Origin of the sequence: Sulfuricurvum sp. (assembly GCF_028681615.1) — a bacterium.
In the GTDB taxonomy this organism is placed as follows: domain Bacteria; phylum Campylobacterota; class Campylobacteria; order Campylobacterales; family Sulfurimonadaceae; genus Sulfuricurvum.
Map to the genome: position 1 here is coordinate 11,897 of NZ_JAQUHV010000004.1, position 23,288 is coordinate 35,184.

At 45.0% G+C, this 23,288-nt stretch carries 19 protein-coding genes and 2 pseudogenes; 8 read left to right on the plus strand and 13 right to left on the minus strand.

Features of this window, described 5'->3' with window-relative positions; genetic code table 11:
• Nucleotides 1-61: 61 nt before the first annotated feature.
• A complete protein-coding gene (locus PHE37_RS06025; RefSeq protein WP_299993651.1) occupies nt 62-1,255 on the plus strand; it encodes an FAD-dependent oxidoreductase in 1,194 nt (397 codons plus the stop codon).
• On the opposite strand, the gene ligA is transcribed toward PHE37_RS06025, so the two are convergent.
• The 3 genes from ligA to PHE37_RS06040 form a co-directional block, all read right to left on the minus strand.
• On the minus strand, nt 1,181-3,193 hold the full coding sequence (gene ligA / locus PHE37_RS06030; RefSeq protein ID WP_299993652.1) for an NAD-dependent DNA ligase LigA: 2,013 nt from the start codon (nt 3,191-3,193) through the stop codon (nt 1,181-1,183). The two genes, PHE37_RS06025 and ligA, sit on opposite strands and share 75 nt — an antisense overlap.
• A 48-nt stretch (nt 3,194-3,241) precedes the next feature.
• Complete coding sequence (locus PHE37_RS06035) at nt 3,242-4,192, minus strand: tetratricopeptide repeat protein (protein ID WP_299993653.1); 951 nt, start codon at nt 4,190-4,192, stop codon at nt 3,242-3,244.
• 252 nt (nt 4,193-4,444) lie between these two features.
• The gene (locus PHE37_RS06040; RefSeq protein ID WP_299993654.1) at nt 4,445-4,918 is read right to left on the minus strand and encodes a hypothetical protein; all 474 of its coding nucleotides are present in this window, start codon (nt 4,916-4,918) and stop codon (nt 4,445-4,447) included.
• Nucleotides 4,919-5,138: 220 nt separating this feature from the next.
• Here PHE37_RS06040 and PHE37_RS06045 point away from each other — a divergent pair, with 220 nt between their 5' ends.
• Nucleotides 5,139-5,609 (plus strand): hypothetical protein, encoded by a 471-nt coding sequence (locus PHE37_RS06045; RefSeq protein ID WP_299993655.1) that lies wholly within the window; start codon nt 5,139-5,141, stop codon nt 5,607-5,609.
• Between the two features lie 90 nt (nt 5,610-5,699).
• Here the strand turns inward: PHE37_RS06045 and PHE37_RS06050 are convergent.
• The 8 genes and pseudogenes from PHE37_RS06050 to PHE37_RS06085 all read right to left on the minus strand — a co-directional run.
• Nucleotides 5,700-5,915 (minus strand): annotated as a pseudogene (locus tag PHE37_RS06050) (Smr/MutS family protein); the annotation flags it as partial.
• Nucleotides 5,907-6,206: pseudogene (locus tag PHE37_RS06055) on the minus strand (Sir2 family NAD-dependent protein deacetylase); the annotation flags it as partial. The pseudogenes PHE37_RS06050 and PHE37_RS06055, both read right to left, overlap by 9 nt.
• Before the next feature lie 47 nt (nt 6,207-6,253).
• The gene (locus PHE37_RS06060; RefSeq protein WP_299993656.1) at nt 6,254-6,679 is read right to left on the minus strand and encodes a hypothetical protein; all 426 of its coding nucleotides are present in this window, start codon (nt 6,677-6,679) and stop codon (nt 6,254-6,256) included.
• Between the two features lie 235 nt (nt 6,680-6,914).
• Nucleotides 6,915-9,134, minus strand: a complete 2,220-nt coding sequence (locus PHE37_RS06065) for an endonuclease MutS2 (RefSeq protein WP_300008305.1) — start codon at nt 9,132-9,134, stop codon at nt 6,915-6,917.
• 13 nt (nt 9,135-9,147) lie between these two features.
• Entirely contained in the window at nt 9,148-10,458 is a 1,311-nt protein-coding gene (gene murC / locus PHE37_RS06070) for a UDP-N-acetylmuramate--L-alanine ligase (protein WP_299993659.1), read from the minus strand.
• Nucleotides 10,455-10,919, minus strand: a complete 465-nt coding sequence (locus PHE37_RS06075; protein WP_299993660.1) for a hypothetical protein — start codon at nt 10,917-10,919, stop codon at nt 10,455-10,457. Before PHE37_RS06075 ends, murC begins: the two co-directional genes overlap by 4 nt.
• The gene (locus PHE37_RS06080) at nt 10,916-12,052 is read right to left on the minus strand and encodes a succinyldiaminopimelate transaminase (RefSeq protein ID WP_299993661.1); all 1,137 of its coding nucleotides are present in this window, start codon (nt 12,050-12,052) and stop codon (nt 10,916-10,918) included. The genes PHE37_RS06075 and PHE37_RS06080 overlap by 4 nt, the downstream gene beginning before the upstream one ends.
• Before the next feature lie 278 nt (nt 12,053-12,330).
• Nucleotides 12,331-13,125, minus strand: coding sequence for a polysaccharide deacetylase family protein (locus PHE37_RS06085; protein ID WP_299993662.1), 795 nt, complete (start codon nt 13,123-13,125; stop codon nt 12,331-12,333).
• A 156-nt stretch (nt 13,126-13,281) separates the two neighbouring features.
• Between PHE37_RS06085 and PHE37_RS06090 the strand changes: the two genes are divergently transcribed.
• The 6 genes from PHE37_RS06090 to PHE37_RS06115 all read left to right on the plus strand — a co-directional run bounded on the left by PHE37_RS06090 (nt 13,282) and on the right by PHE37_RS06115 (nt 20,625).
• Nucleotides 13,282-13,743 (plus strand): MarR family transcriptional regulator, encoded by a 462-nt coding sequence (locus PHE37_RS06090; RefSeq protein ID WP_299993663.1) that lies wholly within the window; start codon nt 13,282-13,284, stop codon nt 13,741-13,743.
• Nucleotides 13,740-14,870, plus strand: coding sequence for an efflux RND transporter periplasmic adaptor subunit (locus PHE37_RS06095; protein WP_299993664.1), 1,131 nt, complete (start codon nt 13,740-13,742; stop codon nt 14,868-14,870). The genes PHE37_RS06090 and PHE37_RS06095 overlap by 4 nt, the downstream gene beginning before the upstream one ends.
• A 2-nt stretch (nt 14,871-14,872) precedes the next feature.
• Complete coding sequence (locus tag PHE37_RS06100; RefSeq protein WP_299993665.1) at nt 14,873-18,004, plus strand: multidrug efflux RND transporter permease subunit; 3,132 nt, start codon at nt 14,873-14,875, stop codon at nt 18,002-18,004.
• A complete protein-coding gene (locus tag PHE37_RS06105; protein ID WP_299993666.1) occupies nt 17,997-19,430 on the plus strand; it encodes an efflux transporter outer membrane subunit in 1,434 nt (477 codons plus the stop codon). Before PHE37_RS06100 ends, PHE37_RS06105 begins: the two co-directional genes overlap by 8 nt.
• A 352-nt stretch (nt 19,431-19,782) precedes the next feature.
• Nucleotides 19,783-20,013 (plus strand): hypothetical protein, encoded by a 231-nt coding sequence (locus tag PHE37_RS06110; protein WP_299993668.1) that lies wholly within the window; start codon nt 19,783-19,785, stop codon nt 20,011-20,013.
• A gap of 123 nt (nt 20,014-20,136) precedes the next feature.
• On the plus strand, nt 20,137-20,625 hold the full coding sequence (locus PHE37_RS06115; RefSeq protein ID WP_299993669.1) for a c-type cytochrome: 489 nt from the start codon (nt 20,137-20,139) through the stop codon (nt 20,623-20,625).
• On the opposite strand, the gene PHE37_RS06120 is transcribed toward PHE37_RS06115, so the two are convergent.
• Together PHE37_RS06120 and PHE37_RS06125 are read right to left on the minus strand one after the other, a co-directional pair.
• A complete protein-coding gene (locus PHE37_RS06120; protein ID WP_299993670.1) occupies nt 20,622-21,299 on the minus strand; it encodes a ThiF family adenylyltransferase in 678 nt (225 codons plus the stop codon). The genes PHE37_RS06115 and PHE37_RS06120 overlap by 4 nt on opposite strands.
• On the minus strand, nt 21,296-23,287 hold the full coding sequence (locus PHE37_RS06125) for a sensor histidine kinase (RefSeq protein WP_366881146.1): 1,992 nt from the start codon (nt 23,285-23,287) through the stop codon (nt 21,296-21,298). Before PHE37_RS06125 ends, PHE37_RS06120 begins: the two co-directional genes overlap by 4 nt.
• Nucleotide 23,288 lies beyond the last annotated feature (1 nt).

Here is a 23,288-nt window from a genome sequence, read left to right on the forward strand (position 1 = left end):
TTATCGTGACATAATTTTGTTTAGGATACCATTGCGCGAAAGTTTTAACCAAGGTAAATCAATGCGATCAATTCATGTGGTAATCATCGGAGGGGGGTATGGCGGTATCCGTGCTATGGAGCATCTCACCCATCACAGTCAAATCGCTATTACCCTGATTGATAAAAACCCTTACCACTATATGCAAGCCGAAGTGTATGATTTTATTGCCAACAAGGTCGACATGTCTCATATCATGATCGATCTCCCGTCTCTGTGCAAAAGTTTCGGGTTGGTGGAATTTGTATGCGATGAGATCATCTCTATCGATACTCCCGCTTCGATCATCTCAACCGGGACTCGAAAAATCCACTACGATTATTTGATTATCGCGACTGGAAGCCGAACCTATTTTCCCGATTTTATCACCGGTCTTCGTGAGCATTCGCACGGCGTTAAAAGTGTCCCTGCCGCCCTCTATTTTAAACAGCAATTTGAAAGAGCCCTGCTCAACCGGATTGACGCCCAAAAACAAGGCTGTGACGTACAGCCTTTTAATATCGTTATCGGCGGAGCCGGGTTGTCGGGCGTCGAAATAGCCGCAGAAATGGCGGCCTATGCCAATAAGTTTTATAAAAACGGTAATTTCGGATGCCGCGGTATCGACGTTTACCTCATCGATGCGTATGAAAGTATCCTCTTCGGTATGGATCCTTTTCTGATTGAGAGTGCCTTTGAGCGTCTCACCCATCTCGGGGTTCATGTCTGGCATAACAATCGCATCAGCGAAGTGCGTGCCAATGAAATTCTCCTCGATAACGGCAAAACTCTCGGGTTTGAATTTATGATTTTTACCGGAGGGATCGCCGCATCGACTATCACCCAATATCTGGGGTTTGAAACCAATACCAAAGGGCATTTGATCGTCGATGAGATGCTCAACATCCCTTCGCATGAGAATATCTATGCGATAGGCGACATTACCCAAGCGCTGAACGAAGAGGGCAAATTCATCCCTCCGACCGCCCAACTCGCAGAACGGGGGGCGGAACACGCCGCACGCAATATCCTCCGTTCACTCAAAGGAAAAGCAAAACGGCCGTTCCGTTTTAAAAATCAGGGGGTGATGATCGCCCTCGGAGGAGAATACGGAGCGGGATTATTGCCGGGCGGGATCAAGGTAAAAGGGTATCTCGCTTTTCTAATCAAAAAGACTATATTTTGGCTCTACACTGCTCCCCTGCGTCGCCGAAGCACCATCGGAAAGCGGCGTTAAGGCACGAAACTCACTCTCGGTGAGCAAAGTGACACCCAGTTCTACCGCCTTATCGTACTTGCTCCCCGCATCTTCTCCGTACACCACATAGTCGGTTTTTTTCGAGACCGATGAGGCGACTTTTGCCCCTAGTTCTTCCAGTATCGCTTTGATCGCGTCGCGCGGTACACTCATCGATCCGGTGATGACAACGCTTTTGCCTTTAAACGGATTTTCGACCGCTTCAACTTTGACGGGTGCGACAGGATTTAAAATCGCACGCAGTGTTTCGATCTTGTCGCTATTGACACGGACAAATTCGAGGATCGATTCGACCATCTCCCCTCCGAATCCCTCCAGTGCCAGAATCTCTTCGCGCGTTGCCGTATCAAATGCGGTTCCAAAGGCTCCACACAGTGTTTTGGATGCCACTTCACCGATATGTTCGATTCCGAGTGCATTGATAAACCGCCAGCAGTCACACCCTTTTACCGCCGCGATCGCCTCGATCAGGTTACGGCTCTTTTTCTCTTTGAACCCTTCCAATGAAAGGAGCTGATCCATCGTGAGACTGAAAAGATCGCTCACCTCTCTCACCAATCCCGACTGATGAAGCGCCTCAACGATTTTATCCCCCAATCCGTCGATGTTAAGGCATTGTTTGGAAGCAAAATAGATGATCGAATTGACAACCCGTGCTTCGCACCCGAGGTTTTGGCATTTGATCAATGCCCCCTCATCGAGAAGCTCGGATCCGCACACGGGACAGTGAAGCGGACGAGGAATGATCTGCTCATTTCCCGTCCGCTCCGCCGTAATGACTTTCACGATTTTGGGAATGACGTCACCGCTGCGCAGGATGATCACCTTATCCCCGATGCGGATATCTTTACGTGTGATCTCGTCGAAATTATGGAGTGTCGAGCGCTCGACCGTCACCCCTTCGATATCGACCGGCTCGACGATGGCGACGGGGGTCACGACACCGCTGCGCCCGACTTGCATGATGACCTCGCGCAGGGTTGTCAGTTTTTCGATGGCGGGGAATTTGTACGCCGCCGCCCAACGGGGGGTTTTAACCGTATATCCCAGCTCGTCCTGTACACTAATCGAATCGACCTTAATCACCATACCATCGAGGAGCATCGCAAAATTATCCCGCTCCACACGCATCTCATGGTAAAAGGTCTCGATCTGATCCGCACTTTTGCACAAATGGGTCATATGCGGATTACGAAATCCCAGAGCATACACCCACTCCATCCGCTCGCTCAGATTTTTGATTTCCAAGGTGTTTGAACCTATCCCATAGGGCATAAATACGAGTCGGCGTGACGCAGTGATGCGGGTATCGAGCTGACGCAGGCTCCCTGCCGCCGCGTTGCGCGGGTTGGCAAACAGCGATTCGCCGTTGCGTAAGCGTTCTTCATTGATCTTTTCAAAATCGTCTTTGAAAATAACGACTTCCCCCCGAATCTCTATTCGCTCCGAATAGCCGATCGACAAAGGGATACTCTGGATCGTTTTGGCATTTTGGGTGACGTCTTCCCCTTCGACTCCGTCGCCTCGGGTGATCGCCTGAGTGAGTACGCCGTTCTCATAGATCAGGTTCAGGCTCGCTCCGTCGAATTTCGGCTCACAGTAAAATACGACGTCACCGTAGCTTTTCGTAATGCGGTTGACCCATGTCTCCAGCTCTTCACGGTTAAACAGGTCTTCCAAACTCCACATTCGGTTGAGATGCTGTGCTTTGTCAAACTTATCCTGAGGGACGTCCCCTACCCGCTGTGTCGGAGAATCGGGGATAATATCATTGGGATGTTCGTGCTCGTATGCCACGACTTTGTGATAGAGGATGTCATACTCCTCATCCGTTGTGATGGGGTCATCGAGAACATAATAGTGATAAGAATATTTTTTGAGTTGTTCTACAGTACTTTGGTATTCGGTATATGTCATTTTTTTTAATCTCTTCGTCTAAACGTATTTAATCTATCGATGCGGGGATCACTCTTGAACCGTACTCTCAATCCGTTTCCATAACTCTTCAGGTTCTTTGGTCAGCGAATGGGCTTCTTTGATCTGGTCGGAATTAAGCTCTTTTGCAATCACATATCGGATATCTTTCGCCGTTTCGTTTCCGCCGGCTGACGCCATTTCCAGCAGCGCATAGGATATAATCGAATTTTTCATGATATCCTGTCCGACACCATACATCAGCCCAAGATTGGTTTGGGCAGTCGCTTCTCCCTTTTGTGCTGCTAGCAAATACCAATATAACGCTTTTTTAATATTTTTCTCGGTTTCATAGTAATCCCCCAGCAATCTCTGCGCAAGGACATATCCTTGATCTGCGGCTTTTTGATACCATTCTAGGGCGATACACATATCTTGTGCGACACCATGCCCCTGCGCATACATCATCCCCAGACTCGTTTGAGCGGGAGCATATTCCTGCTCCGCAGCTTTTCGAAACCAAATCAACGTCTGGATGTAATCTCGGTTAACCCCTTTGCCCGAATCGTACATCACCCCGAGATTATACTGTGCGTCAGCCTCCCCTTCCAGTGCGGCTTTGCGGTACCAATTTACGGCTTCGACATAGTTTTGTTCAACCCCTTTGCCTTTTTCATACATCCATCCCAGAGCATTTTGGGCATTTGCCTCACCCTGTTGTGCGGCTTTGGTGTACCAGAGGACAGCCTTTTCATCATCGCGTGTAATCCCTAACCCGTATTCGTACATTTCCCCTAAATTGGCTTCTGCTTGGGAATGGGCTTGGTGAGCCGCTTTGGTATACCAATAAACGGCTTTTTTATAATCTTTGGGAACGTAGGAGCCTAGATGGTACATGACACCCAGTTTATTTTGTGCATCAGCATCTCCCTGTTCAGCACTCTTCTCCAATTGCTTGAAGTTTATGGCATTTAACAAAGGACGAAAGAGAGATTTGAACACACTATTCTCCTACTTTTTAAAAGTAACCATTTTATCTGTTTTATGATTTTAGCGTTTTAAAACCAAAATCAAAGACTGAAGACTTTCGTATCGAATCCATCTATTGGTTAAATTCTTAGCACAGTGATGGATTCTAAGCATATTTTTGTTGTTATAGCATTTAAACTTTTCTCGCTTCTATTTTCCCGAGTAGGCGTGTGTAGTATTAGCTTGTATTCCCACTTAGAAAGTGGAAATAAGAGAAGAAATTTACTATACTGCTTTTAATAAACCGATAATAATTGCAGTGATACCAGCAAGTAGTGGAAATATATAGTGAAACAAAAGCCAGCTTAAATATTTAAAATCAAGACTAAATCTCCACCATTCAATTTCCCACCAATGCACATTACGCGATATTAACATTGCCTTTTTTGAAATGTCTCTTTTAGCTTTCAATGTGGTTTTAAACTTTGGATAACCGTAAACCAAATAAGCAATTAAAAAATATGAAACTAAAGCGACCAATCCCAGATAAAAGTGCATTTCTTTTAGGTGTTGGAAAGTAATACCTAGAATATTTCCTGTAGTTGGATTAATTTTTGTTAGTGCAGAGAAAAACACTATAGCTGAAACCAAAAGCAGATTTCTTCGTTCAAGCTGAACCAATTGATCATATGATTCAATAATAAGTTGATCTATCTTCTCAGGTTCATCTGGGCTGTAAGTGTACGATTTTTCTCTCACATCTATTTCACTTGTGATTATGTCTAATTATTATTCAGTCCAAAAATATACCTTTTTCACCCATTTCCAAACAGCTTATCAAATACATAAAATATCTGAATATTAAAATTAAACAAAAAGACATATTTTTAAAGATTGTACTGTGAAATGAAAAAGTTTGCAAGGGAAAATGAGATAGATCACGTATCGAGCCTTAAAGGATTTCCTACGGTCATACGGGATGGCGGAGAGCTGGATTCCCGATCAAGTCGGGAATGACGAAGAGTGTTTCGTTTATACTTTAACGGTTATTGCCGTGACCTCTGTCCCCATGATCATTGCCCCGGCCTCTGTCACCATGATCACGGTTGTCATACCCGCGATCACCGTGTCTTTCTCTATAACGCGGAACATACTCGCGTTCGTACCAGTCATCACGTACAAAAAAGACCCGCTCGCCGCAGGCATGGTATTCACGACAGTGATGCTTCCAATTTCTGGCATGGCTCCGCGGGACGCGCAGATAGACTGGCGGACGATTCATTATTACCCCCCGTTGAATGATTCTCGGTTGAGCGTAAATAACCCTTGGTTGCGGGAAATCGCCGATGTCAATTTGGCCATAAAAGCCGGGTTGTCCGACGCTAATCGAAACACCAACGTCGGCTGCAAGTGCCGGAGCAGTGAGAGTGGCAGCGGCTATTACCGCTGATAGGAGAAAACGCTTCATTGTGACCCCTTGTTTTGGATATGCTTTACTATAACATAAAATGATATAAAATGATATATTTTTTAGATTCTACTAGAGTCGAACGATTTTCGCCCCGAATCCGCCCAAATGCTGAGGAGCATCGCTGAAGCTCTTGACACTCGGATGTTCTTTTAAAAACTCTTTGACAGCAAAAGATAGTTTCCCCGTTCCGATACCATGATAGATGATCACCTCATCAAACCCCTGCAAGAGTGCATCGGAAAGAAATTTATCCATCCTTTCGCACGCTTCCTCGCCGCGTAATCCGGCACGCTCGAACAGATCATCGACGTTTTGGGTCAGGACATCGATTTGATGAGGATATTTCGCTTTTAGATGCGCGATCGTCTCATGGGCGGCATTGGGATGTTTATCGGCCAGATCACGGCGGCGGGCATCATAGAAATCGGCGACCAGTTTGGGATTGCGCTCAAATCCTTTGAGCGAGCACACCTCCATCACGTCGTACTCTTCCCACAGCCCGTCGGCTTCGCGGAAGGTTCCGATACCGCTCTCGGCACTGATCCCAGCCCCACTTAATATTAGAATTTTTTTCATGCTACAAAAATCTTTTTGACATTTTCTTTGATTCTTGCCTTTTTACCTTATTTATCTGTTTTTTCTTTCCATTTCTCCTCTAAGACAGGAGCCTTAATAGCATCTTTGCTAATATTATTTGGGGGTTTCATTTCTACAATTAAGACATGTGTATCGGTTTTACCAGTATTTTCCCCGACATGCACTTGCTCTTCCATCCATATAACTTCCCCTTTTTTAAACTCTCTTTCGACTTGTTTTCCATTTGGAAAAGTTAATTTTCTTTTGAATGGTTCGAGAGCATACAACATAAAAGCCGGATGGTGATGTTGATGCGTCTTGTCTCCTGGTTTATCATTGTATTCAAGGACACGTATCTTTTCATTTTCCAATATTACTTTGTATTTATCCCCGTCTGTTTCTACTGCATCTTGAGCAAATGCACCCATTGTTAAACATGCCGAAAATATTACAATCCACTTTCCGTATTTCATGATATTCCTCCTCATTCAGTTTGATAATACCCTTTTTTATCTCTATTCATTCCCTGACTAATTTCTATTCATTACCAAAAAGCATCTTTTATACATTCTACTATTCAATTATTAAGTTATATATAAAAATCTAATACATAAAAAAATTTTAAACTGGATTGTGCCTATGCGGGAATTACAAAAGAAAAAAGAGAAAAAAGAAAACGGATCTAGAGTTCAAAGATCCGTTAATTATCTACAACCGAACGATTTTCGCCCCGAATCCTCCCAAATGCTGAGGAGCATCGCTGAAGCTCTTGACACTCGGATGTTCTTTTAAAAACTCTTTGACAGCAAAAGATAGTTTCCCCGTTCCGATACCATGATAGATAATCACCTCATCAAACCCCTGCAAGAGTGCATCGGAAAGAAATTTATCCATCCTTTCGCACGCTTCCTCGCCGCGTAATCCGTGAAGATCGAGTTTGAGACCGCTCTTTTGATCCACCTGCGACGTGACCGTCACCTTCGGTTTTTTCGGGAGATTTCCGCTCGGTTTGAGATCGGTTAGTTTGACCCGTAGGCGCATCCCCTCAACCTCGATCATCGCATCTTTGGCTCCGACACTCACTACCGTACCGCGCTGGGTTCGGTATTTGACCGCCTGCCCTACTTCGTAACGGATCAGTTCGGGTTCGGCGATTTTGATCGGCTCGGGCTTAGGGAGTTTCGCCTGTGCTTTGTTGAGCTGTCTATGAATCGCCGCCATGTCCATTCCGCGTGCCGCCTCTTTGGCCTCGCGTACCGCTTCGTCATACCCTGCACGGAGCTTCGCTTTTTCGGCATCCAACTCCGTTCTCAGATGTTCCCGCGCCTCTTTGAGGGCACTTTCCTGTGCTTTGAGCGATTCGAGCCGCTCATCCGCTTCGCGGTTTTTTCGCTTCAGTTCGCGTTCCAGCTCGCTTCCCCGCTCGATCAGGACGCTCAGTTTTTCGTGATTTTCGCCGTAAAGCGCTTTGGCACGGGTGATGATGGCAGGGTTAATCCCGTAGCGTGACGCCGTCTCAAACGCGTAACTCTTCCCGATCACCCCTTGCAAAAACTCATAGGTCGGCAAACGCCGCTCTTCATCATAGAGTGCCGCCATCAGTTCCACGTCGTCCCGATCGGCCATCAGTGCGGCGAGGCGTTTATGGTGGGTGGTGACGATGATCTTCTGACCGCGTTTGATCAGTTCATCGAGAACGATGGCAAAGAGTGCCGCCGCTTCGTCACTGTCGGTTCCCAGTTCGATCTCGTCGACCCCGACAAGGGCACTTTTATGCTCGAAGAGATGGCTGAACTGCACCATCCGTCCTGCAAATGTCGAAATATCGTTGCTGACGCTTTGGGGATCGTCGATGACCGCCTCGATCCGTTTGAAACTTCCGATCCGCGATTTGTGCGGATTGATCTTCATCGGGATGAGATATTTCGCCATCAGACTCGCCGAGAGGAGCGATTTTAGGAGCATCGTTTTACCCCCCGCATTGACCCCCGTAATCATCAGGAGGTTGGAGCGGAAATCGACACTGATCGGTTTGGGTTTATGGATCGCGGGATGAGAGAACTCTTCGAGGACGATATCGGCGTTGTTTTGGGGTTTGAGGATCGCAAAATCTCGTGCACGCGCAAACAACACCCGCGCCTGATAGTGGTCATACCGTTCAAACTCGCGGTCGATAAATCCGATGAATGGGACGAGATTCGAAAGCTTAGAGCTAAAGCGTTTCGCATATTCGTAAAGTTTAGTTTCACGCTCTTGCATCGCGTAGCGCAGCTGCTCTTTGGAACGCAATACCGCATCAGGGGCAACATAGAAAAATCCCGCTCCCGTCCGTCCGACGACGGAGCCTTTGAGGACATGGTTGAACCCGCCGCGCACGAGCAGACACTCTTCATCATTGACATAGTGGATTTGGGTGTCCACGAGATACGGGGTGAGTTTTTGGGTATGAAAGAGCCGTTTGATGGAGTCGTTGATCTCCGTTTTGATCGATTTGATCCGCTGTGCAATTTTATAGAGTTCCTCATCGCGCGATTCGATAAAGTTCCCCTCATGGTCGAAATACTCATCGATCTCGCTAAACGTCTCGGGAATGACGATCGTCCCCATCCATTCGCCGATCATGCCCGGAAAATCGTTGTTGCGCATCAGTCTAAAATAACGAACCACTTTGAGGAGTTCGAAAATCTCTTCAAAGCGCAAAACACCCTGTTTTTTCAAATGGTTGATGATGGTTTCAAACGATACACTTTTCGGTGGAGCTTTAAATTCCAACGCATCGAGGGCTTGGATAAAGCGGAAATGGCGTTCCTGATCTCCGGGGATGGCGATATTTTGTTCTCTGGAAAAAAACTGCTCTAACGAGGAGATATGGGCGAGAAGATCGAGCTTGCCGAAAAGCTCGGCGAGGTTAGAGGAGAGTGAACTCATAGAGGGTACAATCTCACTTTGTTCCCCGCAGCTGATAGGTCAAATCTCCTGCTCCGAATCCGACGATCACGTTTTTATCGTACGTTTTCACTACTTCATCTGCGACAATTACTTGGATCGTATCCCCTTCACGATGAAGTTTATCGGCCATAATGAGGTTATAACGTCCGAAACGTCCCTCAAAATCGATCTCGCGAGGCTCTTCGCTCGCTGCCCATACCGGAAGGATAATCAACTCGTCACACCCTTCGAAACACTCTACAAACGCATCGAGGTTATCGATCGTACGGGAGTATTTGTGCGGCTGCCAGATTGCAACGGTACGATCAAATCCTTTTAATTCTGTATAAGTTTTGATGGACTGCATTGTCGCTTTGATCTCCGTCGGATGATGGGCGTAATCGTCAATGATCACACGATCGCTTCCTTTGAAAATCACGTCAAAGCGCTTTTTGATTCCGCGGAAGTTGAGCAAATGGGCACGGATAGAAGCGATACTCATCGTCTGCGCTGCCGCCATGATTGCCAATGACGCATCCATCGCGATGTGTTCACCGAATCCCCATACTTCAAACTCTCCGAACCCTTTGAGATGGAAACGGGTATACGGTTCGTCATCGATTAAAATGTAGGTAATATTGGTGATATCGACACTCGGATACAGGCGCAGGGCATCGCATGTCAATGTGGCCATAAAAGGATCTTCGGCATTGATAACCCGAATGCTTCCCATCTCAATAAAACGCTTGTAGGCGCTATGGAACTCATCGATGTTGTAGTTGTAATACTCCATATGTTCCGGTTCCGCATTGGTCACGATCGAGCAGTACGGGTTGGAGTTGAGAAAACTGCCATCTGATTCATCCGCTTCGAAAAGCATAACGTCCGTACTTCCGTCATATCGTACGTTGGAACCGAATCCCTTGGACTCCGCACCGATAATCGCACTTCCGTCCATAATCGCCGCCAAAATAGCCGTCGTCGTACTTTTACCGTGTGCACCGCATACGGCATACACTTTTTTCTCGCTCAGGATTCGCAGCAATGCGTCGCGGCGATGAAGTACTTCGATACCGCGACGGTGCGCTTCAACAATCTCAGAGTTGGTCGGTCGGATAATCGCCGAATGGATTACCAGCTCGCACCCCTCCGGAATATTTGCCGCATCGTGCCCGATAAAGACTTTGATCCCGCGATCAATAAGACGTTGTGTGATATGGGTGGCTTTCATATCCGAACCGCTCACTTCATGTCCGCTGAAACGCATATATTTTGCCAATCCAGAAATGCCGATACCGCCGATGCCGATAAAATGAATTTTCATTGTGCAATTTCCTTTTTAAAAGTGCTGATATAAAATTTTCCGCCGTTTTGTGTCGCGGCCATATCGACATACTCATCGATAAAATCATCAAACGGGATTTGTGTATCACATGCCGCACGATGCACTTTCATCGCTTCTGAAAAAGTGTCATCATTACTTAAACCACTGAGGACTTCAAACAAAGCACTCGCATCGGTTACGCTTCCCGCACTGTAATGTTCGATCGCATATTCGTATAAAGCCCGCAAAGTTGCAAAATCCTGCACCTCATTCATGTCTAGTTTTTCAAGATTTTCCAATGCATTGGTCAAACGCTCTAGCGCCAGATCGAGGATGTTAGCATAATACGCCATCAAGGTATCTTCATCAAATGTCTCATGGGCCTGAGCTTCGAGGACGTACAACGACGCTATATCTCCCTCACTTTGTGCCTGAAAAATTTTTTCTTTAAGTTCTTTCATTTTAAAGCCTCCTTTAGGCGATTGAGCGCATTAATGGTACGTACCGTCTCTTCGACGAGAGCGATACGGATATAGCCGATCCCCGGATTTTCACCTCGGGCATTCTCACGGGCCAAAAACTCTCCCGGAAGGACTTTAAGATTGTACTCGCGATACAGACGCTGAGTAAATTCCAAAGCATTATCGACTTTCAGCCAGATATAAAAGGTCGAATCCGAAGTCGTAATCCCTAAAATTTCCTGTGCCGCTTTGAAATTCGCCGCATACACTTTGCGTGCCGCTTCAACATGGACCTCATCCGCCCATGCCATTGCCGCCGCCGCTTGCAGAGGCAATGGAGAAGCGCATCCGACGTATGTGCGGTATTGTGCGTACCCTTTTAAAATCTCAGCGTCTCCCGCGATAAATCCGCTACGAAGCCCCGGTGCGGAAGAGCGTTTGGAAATCGAGTTGATAACAAGGACATTTTTAAACGAGGTGTTCCCGACATAGAGTGAAGCTTCGAGGAGCGAAGGAACTTTTTCTGCCGTATAAATCTCACTGTAGCACTCGTCATTGATGAGACAGAAATCGTGTTTGAGTGCGAGTTTGACCCACACCCCCAACTCTTCGAGACTGAGCACCGATGCCGTCGGATTGTTCGGAAAGTTCAAAATCACAAGATCGCATAGAGCCAGTTCGTCTTCATCGATGTGGGGTTTGAAACCGTTTGCTTCGGTCAGGTTCAGATGGATCACTTTCGCACGTGACGCGATTGCAGCCCCTTCGTAAATCTGATAAAACGGATTCGTATAGGCCATCACGGGACTTTGTTTGTCAAACAGATAATATTGTGGGAAATTAAAAAGCACTTCCCGCGTCCCGAACGAGCTTATCAGTTCATTGGGTTTGAGCTTGACGCCGAAACGGCTCTCAACAAAACCGCGCATCGAATCGTTCAGGTACATTTCTCCTGCCGTTTTCGGATATCGGCGCAGCTCTTCGGAATGCTTTGCCAGCGATTTTTGGATAAATGCCGGAGTCTCGAACTGCGGTTCCCCGATCGTCAATGCGATGGGTGAGTATGCGGGATTCGGGGTGATTCCCTCTAAAAGCTGAGTCAGTTTTTCAAATGGGTACGGTTCAAAATGCAAAGGACGGTCTTTGTAATGGAATTTGTTCTTATATTATAGCGTTGTGAGGCTGTAAATATATTATAGTAGCTATCCAAATATCATTGTAGTGCAAAATCAGGATTAAATTTTTACCTTCATGAACAAGACCTTCCGTCTCATCGATCGTATCATTGGTATTATCGATCGTTGCGGATAATTTTTCGATGACATCGGCTTTTTTTTATCTCTTGGACGAGAGATGAACTCTCTTTTGCCAGCGTTTTGGTCTAAAATTCCGCTGTAGCCGGTAATTGCGTTTAGTAAACTACTGCCTCTTTTTTCCCGTGTGCACTTTTTTCTTCCGCTCCGTTTACCATATTTTCGAACGCTTTAATATCATGCTTGCTAATCACCATATAACGCCCTTGAGCCATCATGTTAGCACTCGAAGCGGTATGACGGCGATCAATCGTAAATGCCATCTCATAACCTGCTTTTTTCGCATCCACCAGCAGAGCATCATCGTAAATACCGAATACCCATGCAAGATATTTGATCTCGTGTCCCATGCGTTCTTCGAGTTTTTTCTTCGCACCGCCGAGCTGTTTATCGACAAACTTAGCATACTCTTCGGGTGAGAGTTTTTTCTTCTCATGGTTGAAATTCGGATGCCAATAAGTGTGAGATTCTACATGAAACAGTTTGGTCGATTCGAGCTCATGCAGCTGTTCCCACGTCATCGCATACTTGGCATTGGAGATCGCGCTTGGATAGATGAACAGCGTCACCGGGATTTTGTATTTTTTGACGATCGGAGCCAGATCGGTATAAACGCTTTTATGACCGTCATCAACGGTAATGACAACTGATTTTGCGGGAATTGTTTTTACTTTGCCTTCCAGATACGCCGCTGCGGTATCAAGAGGGATAACCGTATAACCGTTTGTTTTGAGCCACTCCATCTGTTCCGTAAAAGCAGAGGTTTTAATTGTCATCGAATCAACAACCTCAGTTCCGAAACGGTGATAACACAAAATCGGAACTTTTTTCTCAACCGTTACACCCCATAACGAACCTATAAATGCAACTGCAAGCAAAAACAATCGTAGCATGTACTTTGAAATCCTTCCCCATAAAAATCGTCGGATTATAACGCATATCGTCTCCTTAATTATTAATATTATTAACAAATCGCCCTTGACTTTCAGCAAGTAAATAAAATAGAATTCGATCAATTAGTTGCATATTCAACTATTTAGGAGAATTTTATGAATCGATGCGAATGCCCGACCGAAGAGTCACTAGGTTGTCTAACCAACCTCTCCGCCATGGCTGCACGCAACTATCTCAGCCGTAAACTGGCTCTTCACGGAATCGATATGACGATTGAGCAGTTCAAAGTAATGGTCGTTTTATGGAAAGAAGGAAGTTCAACCCAGCAGAATATCGCTGATTTCGTCGGCAAGGACAAAACCAGCGTTACCCGCCTGATAGCAGGTTTGGAAAAACGCTCACTCATCCAAAGAGCGACCGATTGTCAGGATAAGCGATGCAATCTCGTCACCCTCACCCCTCAAGGAATTGCCCTTGAAAAACCAACGATGGATGTTTTGGCGCAAGCGACATACGATCTTCATCGAGGAATCGACCCTGAAGAACTCGTTATCACGCTGCGTGTCTTAAAACAAATGTGCCTAACCTTAAACTACACTATAAAGGAATCCGAATGAATCGCATCACTTCTCTTGCCCTATCATCTTTTTTACTACTCGCATTAAACGGCTGCCAACGCCCAAAAGCTGCCGGTATGGATAAACCACCGGAAGGTCCGGTACCCGTCACAATGACAGAGGTCAAGACCGGTAATTTTCCCGCTGTTTTGCAAGCAACCGGTCAGACTCAAGCGTTTTACACCGTACAAATTTTTGCTCGTGTTAACGGTTACCTCCAAAAACGTGCGTATACGGAAGGCTCCTTTATCAAAAAAGGGGAGACTTTATTTGTTATCGATCCAAGCGATTTAAAAAACTCCCTTGAAAGTGCCAAAGCAGCGTATGAACTCGCATCTGCCAACTACACAAATGCCAAAGCGGTCTTAAACCGTATCAAACCTCTTGCAGAAGCGAATGCCGCAAGTCAACAAGATTTGGATACGGCAACCGCAAATGAGCGTAGCACCGCTGCAGCGGTATCTGCAGCTAAAGCCACACTCGAGCAAGCCAAGCTCAACCTCAGCTATACCAATGTAACCTCTCCAATCAGCGGGTTTGTCGATAAATCCAAAATGGATGTCGGTACGTACGTTGCTGCGGGGGCAAACGGATTGCTAACAACCGTGTATCAAACCGATCCGATGTATGTCAACTTTACCTTTAGCGAAAATGAAAAAATTGCCCGACAAAATGCGATTGCCAGCGGTAAACTCACTGCACCGAAAGATGGGAAATACGAAATCGAGCTGACCCTCAGTGACGGAACGACATTGGCCCGTAAAGGTTCCATCAATTTCATCGCACCGTTTATTGATTCGACAACCGGAAATATCACGTATCGGGCTGAGATCGATAACAGTGATCATAAACTTCTTCCGGGGCAGTTTGTTCACGTAAAAGTGAAAGGGATGGAGTGGAAAAATGCCCTCTATGTTCCTCAAAAAACACTTCTGACGGGTGAAAAAGGGAAATTTGTCTACAGCATCGAATCCAATAATACCGTAACGCCGAAACCCGTTGTTGCGGGAGAGTGGGTAGGTGAAAACATTCTCATAGAGAGCGGTATCAATGCAGGTGACAAAATTGCGGCAGACGGACTTCCTAAACTCAAACCGGGAGCGGAAGTAATTCCGAATACGAAATAATGATGTTTAGTAAATACTTTATTAACCGCCCTATATTATCGGCTGTTATAGCAATGATTATCATGCTGCTCGGATTTGTAGCGATAAAATCGCTCCCTATCTCACAGCTTCCGAATCTAACTCCTCCTACGGTTGTCGTTACGGCACAATATCCGGGGGCGGATGCACAAACCATTGCTAACAATATTCTCACTCCGCTAGAGTCCCAGATCTCCGGAGCCGATGGGTTAATGTACATGTCTTCCAAAGCAGCTGCCCTCCCAGGAACGGCGACGATCACATGTACCTTCAATATCGGTGTCAACCAAGATTTAGCGGCAGTCGATGTCCAAAACCGTATCAACTCGGTCATTTCCCAACTTCCCCAAACAACCCGTGATTTGGGTGTGACCGTTCAGAAAAAAACGTCCGATATTTTGTTATTGGTAGCGATCACGTCACCGGATGGAAGCTACGATTCAACCCAAATCAGTAACTATATTTCGGCGAACCTCATCGACGAGATCAAAAAAATTCCGGGTGCCGGACGTTCACAGATTTTCGGACAGCGCGATTATGCAATGCGCATATGGCTTAATCCGGATAAAATGGCATCCTTAGGGGTCAGTACATCTGAAATTGCTGCTGCCATCAAAGATCAAAACCTCCAAGTCTCACCCGGACGTTTGGGACAAGCCCCTACGAATGATGAGCAAATGTGGACAATGCAGCTCACCTCAAAAGGGCGCTTCTCTACAGCTGAAGAGTTCCAAAATATCATCGTTCGTGCAAAAGGTGACGGGTCTATGATCCGTTTACGCGATGTTGCACGTGTTGAACTCGGAAGCCAAAACTATGAATTCTTCGGTCGCGTAAACGGAAAACCTGCAGCCATGATCGGTGTTTTTGCCGATGTCAATGCCAATGCGCTCGACACCTCTGCAGCTGTTGCCGCTAAAATGGAAAAACTCTCTAAAAAGTTCCCTCATGGAATCGCATACGATATCCCTTATGATACGACCGATTTCGTTAAAATCTCGATTGAAGAGGTCCTTTTCACCTTATTTGCTTCAATCATATTGGTCAGTTTGGTTATTTACCTCTTTTTACAAAGTTCACGTGCGGCGATGATTCCGATCATGTCGATCCCGATCGCTCTTACGGGTGCCTTTATTGGTATGTATCTATTGGGCTATTCAATCAACACCCTTACTCTCTTCGGACTTGTACTTGCAATCGGGATCGTCGTCGATGATGCCATCGTTGTCATTGAAAATATGGAGCGGATACTCCAATACGAAAAACTCTCCCCGCGCGAAGCGGCGATCAAGGCAATGGGGCAAATTTCGGGTCCCGTCGTCGCGATCGTATTGGTTATGTGTGCCGTCTTTGTTCCTGCCACGTTCATGGGTGGAATGACCGGACAGCTTTACAAACAATTCGCCGCAACTATCGCTATTTCCGTTGTTTTCTCAGGCTTCATGGCCTTGACGTTTGCCCCGGCTATCGGAGCATTACTGCTCAAACATCATGAAAATGAACCGGCGGCATTCTTCCGTTGGTTTAATCGTGCTTTCGGAAAAATGACCGATAACTATGTCCGACGTTCCGGTTTCATGATCCGGAAATCGTTACTATTTTTAGTGATTTACCTGTCAACTTACTTTTTCATCGGATTTTTTCATAAAACGCTTCCGACAGCCTTTTTACCGATGGAAGACCAAGGATATTTTATCACCAGTATCAATCTTCCTGACGGTGCAACGGCCAACCGTACTCTGGAAGTAGTCAAACAGGTTGAAGCGATACTAAGTAAACAAGAAGGGGTTGCAAAATATACCGCCATTACCGGTATCAATATTCTCACCTTCTCCCAAGAGCCGAATTCTGCCGTTGTCTTTACACGTCTCAAACCGTGGGATGAACGAACGAGCAAAGAACTGAAAGTCTTCGGTATCCTTAACTCTCTCGGACCGAAATACGGTGCCATCAAAGAAGCAAAAGTATTTGCAATGCCTCCGCCTCCGATCCGAGGTATGGGACCATCGGATATGTTTGTGTTACGATTGCTGCAACCGGGAAGCAATGATTATAATAAGCTTGCCGAAGCAACAAACAACTTTGTAACGAATTTGCGAAGTGATCCTGGTATCAAAAATCCGATCACGACGATGAATATCAACACTCCGACACTGTCGATTGAAGTAAATCGTGAAAAAGCTAAAATGATGGGACTCTCGATCAGTGATGTGTACCAGACACTTCAAGCAACAATCGGGGCAATGTACATTAACCAGTTTGATAAAAACGGTAAAACTTACTGGGTACAAATGCAAGCGGATTCGCCTTATAGAGCAACACCTGAAGACATCGGTCGTGCATGGGTCCGTTCCGCTAACGGTCAGCTTGTCCCGCTCTCATCAGTTGTCACGGTCAAAATGTCGAGTGCCCCTTCATCGATTGAGCATTTTAACGGTGTTCTCTGTACTACTGTTATGGGTTCACCCGCCCCGGGATACAGTTCAGGAGATCTGATCAAAAATTTGGAAAACAAAGGGGATACGATACTCCCTTCTTCCATGAGCTACGATTGGGAAGGATTGTATCTTCAAGAAAAACTTGTCGGATCCAAAGCACTTATAATTATGGCGTTTGCCTTGGTTATGGTTTATCTTATCCTGGCGGCACTGTATGAACGATGGACATTGCCAATATCGATAATGCTCGCTGTACCGTATGGTATCATGGGGGCATATACGGTAGTATGGTTGATTCCATTTCTAAACAACAACGTCTTTTTCCAGATCGGTTTGCTCACACTCATCGCTCTCTCGGCAAAAAATGCGATTTTGGTTGTCGAATTTGCAGAGGAACAACGACATAGTGGCAAAAGCATCTATGATTCAGCAATGGAAGCGGCACGTTTACGTTACCGTCCGATGATGATGACCTCATTTGCCTTCTTAGCCGGGATGCTTCCGCTAATTTTCAGTTCGGGTGCCGGAGCAGCCGGACGGTTCTCGATAGGGGTAGCGATGTTCGGAGGGATGTTAGCAGCAACCTTTATCGAACGTTACTTCATTCCGTTCCTGTATTATTGGGTTTCAACCATCAAAGAAAAAATTGCCCCGGACAAAGGAGTCATTCATGAATAGAATATCCCTCTCACTCATCCTAGCAGGACTGCTAGGAGGGTGTGCGATCGGTCCCGATTACGTACGCCCGGAGGTAACCGCTCCTGAAACATTTATTTATAACGATGTTAACAAGACAAACATAACAACGATAGATACACAATGGTGGAAACAATTCAATGACCCCGAATTAACACGATCTGTGGAAAGTGCGCTCTCCGCAAACTACGATCTCCAGGCATCCCAAGCGTCTGTAGACGCTATTTTAGGTAAATTCGATCAAGCTAAATCGTATCTTTATCCGCAGATCAATGCAAACGGATCATTAGATCGGAAGTCTGTAGACAACGCTACTAGCGGCGGATATCAACTTCGTGAGGGGATAACATCCACCTATGCATCTTCCCTTTCGTTAGTCAGCTATGAAATTGACTTGTTCGGTAAAGTACGTCGTGCGAACGAAGCGGCACGCGCGACACTTCTCTCTACGGAATATGCTTCGCAAACACTCAAAATTTCTATAGCATCCAATGTAGCGGCATCGTATATCAAACTCTCCTCCATACAAGGACAAATTGATTTGGCTCGTGAAAATCTTTCTGTTACACAGGAAATTGCACACCTCAATGAGTTTAAGTACAAACATGGTGTTATCGCTGAAAGTGTTTTACTCCAATCTCTTTCAGAAGTAGAAAGTGCCAAAGCGACACTCTCCCAGCTCGAAGCCGCTAAAATATCTGAAGAATCAACTTTTAATCTCTTGTTGGGACGCAACCCGTCAAAGGTTGCGGTATCAGACTTAAATGCTATTCTCCTTCCTGACGTCCCGGCAGCGTTGCCTTCGGATGTATTGAACAAACGACCAGATATTGCATCGGCAGAACAAAACCTGATTGCGGCAAACGCTCAGATAGGTGTCGCACGCGCCGCATACTTCCCAAGCATTAAACTAACAGGTATGTTAGGGATTCAAAGTATGGAACTTAGTAACTTTGTCTCTAATCCTGCGAAGATATGGGAGCTAACACCGTCAGTCAGTATCCCTGTCTTCTCAGCAGGCTTGATTTCAGGACAAATCAAAACTGCGGAAGCCGATCGGAACCAGACCCTTGCCGTCTATAAAAAAACCATCGTAAGCGCTTTTAACGATACGGACAATGCCATCGGACAAACAGCCAAAGCAAAAGAACAAATTACCTATCAAACGGCACGTACGGCAGCGATACAAAAAGCGCTGATGCAAAGTAAATTGCGCTATCAAGTCGGCACCATCGCTTACAGTGATATGCTCCTTGTCCAACAACAATGGCTACAGGCTTCTCAACAGTTGCTCATTGCCAAACAAAATGCCCTTACTTCGACCATTGCCCTTTATAAAGCATTGGGAGGCGGATGGAATCAGAATCAAACACCTCCATTGCCTAATCTCCTTCCTGCAGGACGATAAACCGTTTCACCCGATCTCCTGTTCTGCTGCTTTTTGCAGTAGTACCCTTACAACGAAAATCGAAAAAATCAATTAAAAATAATCATAAAACAGTCTCATTCCTCTATCCCAAATGCCGCCAAAAAGATAACAGTTGGTAAACAGACTTGAAAATCCGCAAAAAAAGTCAAAAAACAACTCTTTTAATGTTGACATTTACCCCATTTTTTCGCCTAAAATTAGAAAAATTCAATCCGATCAAAGTCCCTATTTTAGGGACTTTTAAAAAAGATTTCAAAATTTTGCAAAAACCACTTGACAAGAATGGGGTGAGTAGTGGTATACTTCCGCCATATTTTTTAAGGAGCCTTACATGATGAAAATCGTATCTGCACTACTTTTAGCTGCAATGTTTATCGGATGCAGCGAGTCTGCTAAAACTGAAGAAGCTGCTGCACCAGTAGCTGAAGCTGCTATGCCTGCTGAAGAAGCTGCTGCACCTGCTGCTGATGCAAACGCTGAAGCTGCTATGCCTGCTGCTGACGCTGCTGCACCTGCTGCTGAAGCACCTGCTGCTGACGCTGCTGCAACTCCAGCTAAATAAGTTTTCCTTAGCAAGTTGTTTCGCACTTCGGTGCGAAACTTTTTACACTCTTCTTTCTTCTTTTAAAACAAAATCAAACTAACTTATCGTAAACTACCCTAAACTATTTTAGGAGTACTCTTAATGAAATACATATTACCCCTTATTTCTTCTCTTCTTATCATCGGTTGCAGTGATTCGACTCCGGCAAACGCCCCTGAAGCACCCAAACAAATAACAACACAGTCAACTTCTCCCGCTTTGGAAGCAAACGAAAGTTCAACAGTTGCAACAACAGCGGCTGAACCTGTGGCTGCATCCACTCAACCATCTGAAGCAAAAGCACCTATACCTGCCGCAGCTCCTGCTGCTCCTACAACAACAGCCTCGATTGACGGGGGAACGCTATTTGGGCAAAAATGCAGTGCATGCCATGGAAGCAAAGCTGAAAAATCTGCACTCGGAAAATCACAGATTATTGCCGGATGGAAAGAAGACCAAGTCAAAAATGCCCTCAAAGGATACCAAGACGGCACCTATGGCAAAGAGATGAAAGGTGTCATGCAAGGACAAGCCAAAGGGCTTAGCGATGCACAGATTGACGCTTTGGCTAAATATATTTCGACCCTTTAATTTTGACTTTTCGGTAACGCAAATTTTTGCGTTACCAACTCACCCTCTGCATTAAAAAAAAGATAATACAGTGTATCTTTTTTAACCGATAATCCTGCCAAGTATCGTAAAGCCAAATTAGCTTGAAGCGAAGCAATATGCATGACAATCGGAGCGGCAATCCCTGCAGGCGTTTTTTGCGTTATTTTAAAAAGCTCATTAAACGATGCCTCTTCGAAAAAACAGATTTGCCCGTTAAATGCTTCGACCGATCCGTATACCCATGGCAATCCTTTAGATTTAGCATACATATTGATTGCACCGCGTGAGGGGAGATTATCCGTCGCATCGATTATAAGATCAACCTCTATATTTTTTTGAACAAACTCATCGAAATTGCATACATGTGCATATGGCTCGACATAAGGACAACGTTCTTTTATCAGTGTTGCACACACCTCTGCTTTGTATTTCCCCTCATCTCCCATTTTAAACGCAATTTGCCGATGGATATTGTGAAGACTTACCTCATCAAAATCCACCATATGGATCGCACCGATGCCTGATGAACCCAAAGCAAAAGCCAAGGAACTTCCTAGCCCACCACTGCCTATTATGGCAATTCGTTTACCCTGAAGAGATTGTTGTGTCTCTTCACCCCATAACTGAACCTGACGGTGGAAATAATGCATCATATGTTTCTCCTGTGACTCTCATCGTGAATTGGTAATGCTTGTTCTTCTTCCCCAATAAGAAAGATAATAAAGCGGGCCCCACCCGGAATATTTTCGACTGAAATTTTCCCTCCGAAACTCTCTTCAATAATATATTTTGACATATGTAATCCCAAACCGGTACCATGATCCGGATCCTTAGTCGTAAAATAGATATCAAAAATTTTCTCCATTACATTTGGAGATATTCCTCCGGCATTATCTTCGACACTAATTTTAACCCCTGATCCGAAATCTTCCACATTGATTGTAATTTTTCCATCGCTTATCCGTTGTTCTACAATCGCATCATGGGAATTTTTTATCAGATTCATCAATACATGAACCATTTCATTTTTAGCAATGTTCACTTTATTGACTGCGGAGACATGTAATTCCGTCTTGATCTTTGCGTATTTTAAAAATACGTCACTCAAACGCAGTGCATCAACAGCCAGCTTTCCTAGGTCTTCAAGTGATTTAGACTTATCCGTTTTGTAAAAATTTCGAAAATCATCAATGGTTTTGGAAAGATATTGAAGATGTTCATCTATACTGCTGTGACTTTGTTCAAAACACTCGTTATCGCATTTTCCCAGCTTCTGGTTGATATACATATCTTGATTAATCAAAGCCAGTGTATGAAGTGGCTGTCGCCATTGATGGGCGATTTGTTCAATCATTTCCCCCATTGCCGCCAATCTGGATTGTTGTACAAACAAACGGTCTTTCATCCGTGCTTCATTCAATGCAACTTCTACTTTTTCCGTGAGTGTATCGTTTAGACGATTGAGCTTACCGATGTATTCACGCTGCAAAAGATAAACCCGATCGGCTAACGCAAGAGAGAGAAAAATCATCTCAATCGCCGATCCGATCTGCTGTACATGATTCACTCCGTAAAATGTCGGGATAAGATCAAATTTGTTGAAAGCAAAAATAATGGTTGCAATTAAAAAAGAGCTCCATCCTGCCACATAAAACCGCGCAGCCCTGTGTTCATGCTGCATCACAACTACGCCCGCTATCAACAAAATGATCGGGATAAACGATGCCAGCGCGGCATTGATCGGAATGACATCGCCGTACGGAAAAATTGCGGAAGCTACTGACATGACCAGACTAATCAACATCACCAAAATAATCGCTTTGTCTATTTTAGGTGCATACATGGCAGTGTTTAAAAAGTGTCGGCTGAAATAGAGAGCACAAAAAGCCGTAAAGGCGATGAGAGCGCTCGATCCATGATCAATCAACCATCTACCATCCCCCCAAAGATATTTGATCCCTAAACCGTCAAAAGAGAGTTGCCAAAGGATAAATGAGGTAATGAAAAGTATATAGCGAAGATAATTTTGATCACGTGTATAAATATACAAAACGATGTTATACAGCAAGACGATAAAAAAGATGCCGTAATATCCGCCTACAAAGAGATTATTCTGTTCCGTCTCTTCAAGTAACTTTTCTGATGAGAGGATCGCAAGCGGGAGCTGCATCGAGCTTTGTGTTTTCACACGTATCAAGAGAGTTGCATTGGAAATATTTTGGAGAGGAAGCTCGGAAATAAAATTATGTGATGCTATTTCACGCGACGTAAAAGGCTGCGATGTTCCCATCCGTTTATATTTAATCACACGGTGATCGGGGCCGATCAGATAAATATCGATTAACTCCAGCAGCGGGTAATCAATTTTAATCCACCAATGGGTGTCGTCTTGGGCTGATATGTTTTGAAGATCAATTTTAAACCAATACACCGACTTCGTAAATCCAAAGTTTAGACTTCGTTCTTGCGTATACGGAATAAAGTGGGAATGTTGTACTTGTTGATAGGTCAGGTCTCCCTTTGTATCTTCCATATATGAGATGGATTTTTCAATCGGAGACTGAAGAGCGTTTTGCAATATATGAATGGAAGCTTGAAGGGTATATGTAAAAACTATAAAGAGAAAGATTAGCTTTTTCAAC

Excerpts from the sequence above, each read along its gene's own strand:
- PHE37_RS06025 (WP_299993651.1), top strand. The coding sequence starts at position 62 with ATGCGATCAATTCATGTGGTAATCATCGGAGGGGGGTATGGCGGTATC.
- ligA (WP_299993652.1), bottom strand. The coding sequence starts at position 3,193 with ATGACATATACCGAATACCAAAGTACTGTAGAACAACTCAAAAAATAT.
- PHE37_RS06045 (WP_299993655.1), top strand. The coding sequence starts at position 5,139 with ATGGCGGAGAGCTGGATTCCCGATCAAGTCGGGAATGACGAAGAGTGT.
- PHE37_RS06060 (WP_299993656.1), bottom strand. The coding sequence starts at position 6,679 with ATGAAATACGGAAAGTGGATTGTAATATTTTCGGCATGTTTAACAATG.
- PHE37_RS06065 (WP_300008305.1), bottom strand. The coding sequence starts at position 9,134 with ATGAGTTCACTCTCCTCTAACCTCGCCGAGCTTTTCGGCAAGCTCGAT.
- murC (WP_299993659.1), bottom strand. The coding sequence starts at position 10,458 with ATGAAAATTCATTTTATCGGCATCGGCGGTATCGGCATTTCTGGATTG.
- PHE37_RS06075 (WP_299993660.1), bottom strand. The coding sequence starts at position 10,919 with ATGAAAGAACTTAAAGAAAAAATTTTTCAGGCACAAAGTGAGGGAGAT.
- PHE37_RS06085 (WP_299993662.1), bottom strand. The coding sequence starts at position 13,125 with ATGCTACGATTGTTTTTGCTTGCAGTTGCATTTATAGGTTCGTTATGG.
- PHE37_RS06090 (WP_299993663.1), top strand. The coding sequence starts at position 13,282 with ATGAATCGATGCGAATGCCCGACCGAAGAGTCACTAGGTTGTCTAACC.
- PHE37_RS06095 (WP_299993664.1), top strand. The coding sequence starts at position 13,740 with ATGAATCGCATCACTTCTCTTGCCCTATCATCTTTTTTACTACTCGCA.
- PHE37_RS06100 (WP_299993665.1), top strand. The coding sequence starts at position 14,873 with ATGTTTAGTAAATACTTTATTAACCGCCCTATATTATCGGCTGTTATA.
- PHE37_RS06105 (WP_299993666.1), top strand. The coding sequence starts at position 17,997 with ATGAATAGAATATCCCTCTCACTCATCCTAGCAGGACTGCTAGGAGGG.
- PHE37_RS06110 (WP_299993668.1), top strand. The coding sequence starts at position 19,783 with ATGATGAAAATCGTATCTGCACTACTTTTAGCTGCAATGTTTATCGGA.
- PHE37_RS06115 (WP_299993669.1), top strand. The coding sequence starts at position 20,137 with ATGAAATACATATTACCCCTTATTTCTTCTCTTCTTATCATCGGTTGC.
- PHE37_RS06120 (WP_299993670.1), bottom strand. The coding sequence starts at position 21,299 with ATGATGCATTATTTCCACCGTCAGGTTCAGTTATGGGGTGAAGAGACA.